This window comes from Facilibium subflavum (genome assembly GCF_003574485.1).
GTDB classification, from domain to species: Bacteria; Pseudomonadota; Gammaproteobacteria; order Francisellales; family Francisellaceae; genus Facilibium; species Facilibium subflavum.
Genome location: NZ_QLIT01000177.1, coordinates 1 through 1,848 on the forward strand (window position 1 = coordinate 1; position 1,848 = coordinate 1,848).

2 protein-coding genes and 1 pseudogene are annotated in these 1,848 nt (G+C 38.9%); all 3 read right to left on the reverse strand.

What is annotated here, in order from left to right; translation table 11 throughout:
* Window positions 1-213 (reverse strand): annotated as a pseudogene (gene tnpB / locus DNK84_RS14830) (IS66 family insertion sequence element accessory protein TnpB); the annotation flags it as partial.
* Window positions 194-511 (reverse strand): IS66 family insertion sequence element accessory protein TnpA, encoded by a 318-nt coding sequence (gene tnpA / locus DNK84_RS10340; protein WP_119344438.1) that lies wholly within the window; start codon window positions 509-511, stop codon window positions 194-196. The gene tnpA and the pseudogene tnpB, both read right to left, overlap by 20 nt.
* Window positions 512-571: 60 nt before the next feature.
* On the reverse strand, window positions 572-1,848 hold a 1,277-nt coding region (gene dnaB, locus DNK84_RS10345; RefSeq protein ID WP_119344439.1), incomplete at its 5' end, for a replicative DNA helicase.

A 1,848-nucleotide genomic window follows, 5' to 3' on the forward strand; every position in this document is an offset into this window, starting at 1 on the left:
TCTCCAGACGTTTCATCCATAGTGCAAAGCCATTTTTGTCAAAATACAACACCTTCATCCGGTTGCGTGCCTTGTTACAAAAACAAAATAGCTGCCTTTTTGTGTGGGAGCACAACCAAATTGAGATAAAACCAAAGCGGATAAGCCATCGATACTTTTGCGCATATCCACCGGAAAATTGGCCAGGTAAATCTCATGTGCCGGTGTTAACATCACAAGGTACCCTTAACGTGATCCCAAATGGCAAATCAATTTCAATCATGGCTTTTTGTTTTGCCGTATTTGCATCGATATGAAAAGGAATAAAACCAGAAGGGGCATGAGGTGGGCTTGTGTCATCCTTTGTGGCCTTAATGCGCGGTTTAAGCGCACCTTCTGCAATGAATTTGGTACGCCATTTGGAAAATGATGCTTTGGATACTTCCTGTTCCTGGCAGAATTTATCCTGTGTTAGCCCTGAGACTTCCCAATCCCTAATAATTGATAGCCACTTGCTTTGCGTTTCTGTCATCGTCTGTGCTCCATATTTATGAATAAACAACAACAGTATGATTAAGAACAAACGCCTTTACTAGATGGGGTTTATGGAGCGGTTACGATTAAATTGAAATTGGCGATTTTCAAAACGGCAATATTCCCCTCTAAACGTCAAACCAACTTCACCAATTTCTCCGTTTCTTTGCTTGCCTATAATAATATCTGCTAAGCCTTTTAAATCGGGTTTTTCCTGGTCATAAACCTCTTCTCTATGTACAAACAAAATAATATCTGCATCTTGTTCAATACTCCCAGAGTCCCTAAGATCGCGCATCATTGGTTTTTTAATTGCTCGATCTTCAACACCACGATTTAGTTGCGATAAAGCAATAACTGGAACCTTTAACTCTTTGGCCAATGCCTTAAGCTGGCCAGAAATATTTGATATTTCAAGGTTTCTGTTGTTTTGATAAGCAGGGTTTTGCATAAGTTGCAGATAATCAACCACAATCAAGCCTAAATCTGGGTTTTCTCGCTTATGTTTACGCGCCCTATGCTTAACCTCAGTTGGTGTTAATGCTGGCTTATCAACCATTGTCAATTTCATTTTATCAAGCTTTTCAAAGGAAAGTGTTAGCTTTGCCCAATCTGCATCTTCAAGCTGTGCTGATCGAATCTTTGAAAAAGGCAGTATGCCAAGTGAAGATGCCATACGCATACCTAAGTCTTGTGCTGACATCTCCATTGAAAATACAAGAACAGATTTATCTGTTTGTGTCAGTACTGCTTCTGCTATATTCATTGCAAAAGTGGTTTTACCCATAGCTGGTCGTCCAGCGACGATGATTAATTGCTCTTCTCTTAATCCACCAAGCTTTTCGTCAAGATCAATAAAGCCTGTTGGTAATCCTGCAAGACCATCTTTTTCTGAAATCGCATCTAAATAGTCAATAATTTGAGGAATAACCGATTTAACTGGAATGAAATCATGATCACCACCGTCAATATCCTGACGAACACCCAAAACAACTTGTTCAATCTTATCTAGAATATCTTCTTCGCTAAACCCCTGCCCTTGCAGCATTTCATTAGATTCAATTAAGGCTTTTGAAAGTTTACGCTTTATCGCTTTGTTTTTAACAATCTCAGCATAAGCCTTCGCATTAACAGTAGTTGGTGTATCTCTAGCAATTTCAGCAAGATAATGTAACCCACCTGCAACCTCACCTAAATTTTCACTCACTAATGAATCAAATAAGGTTATAACATCATAAGGCTTACCATCGCTTGATAATTTCTGAATGTGCTGATAGATAAGTTTGTTTGCTGTATTAAAAAAATCCTGTGGTGCCAAAATATCACTGATTCGAT

Coding starts and splice junctions, on each gene's coding strand:
- tnpA (WP_119344438.1), bottom strand. CDS start 511: ATGACAGAAACGCAAAGCAAGTGGCTATCAATTATTAGGGATTGGGAA.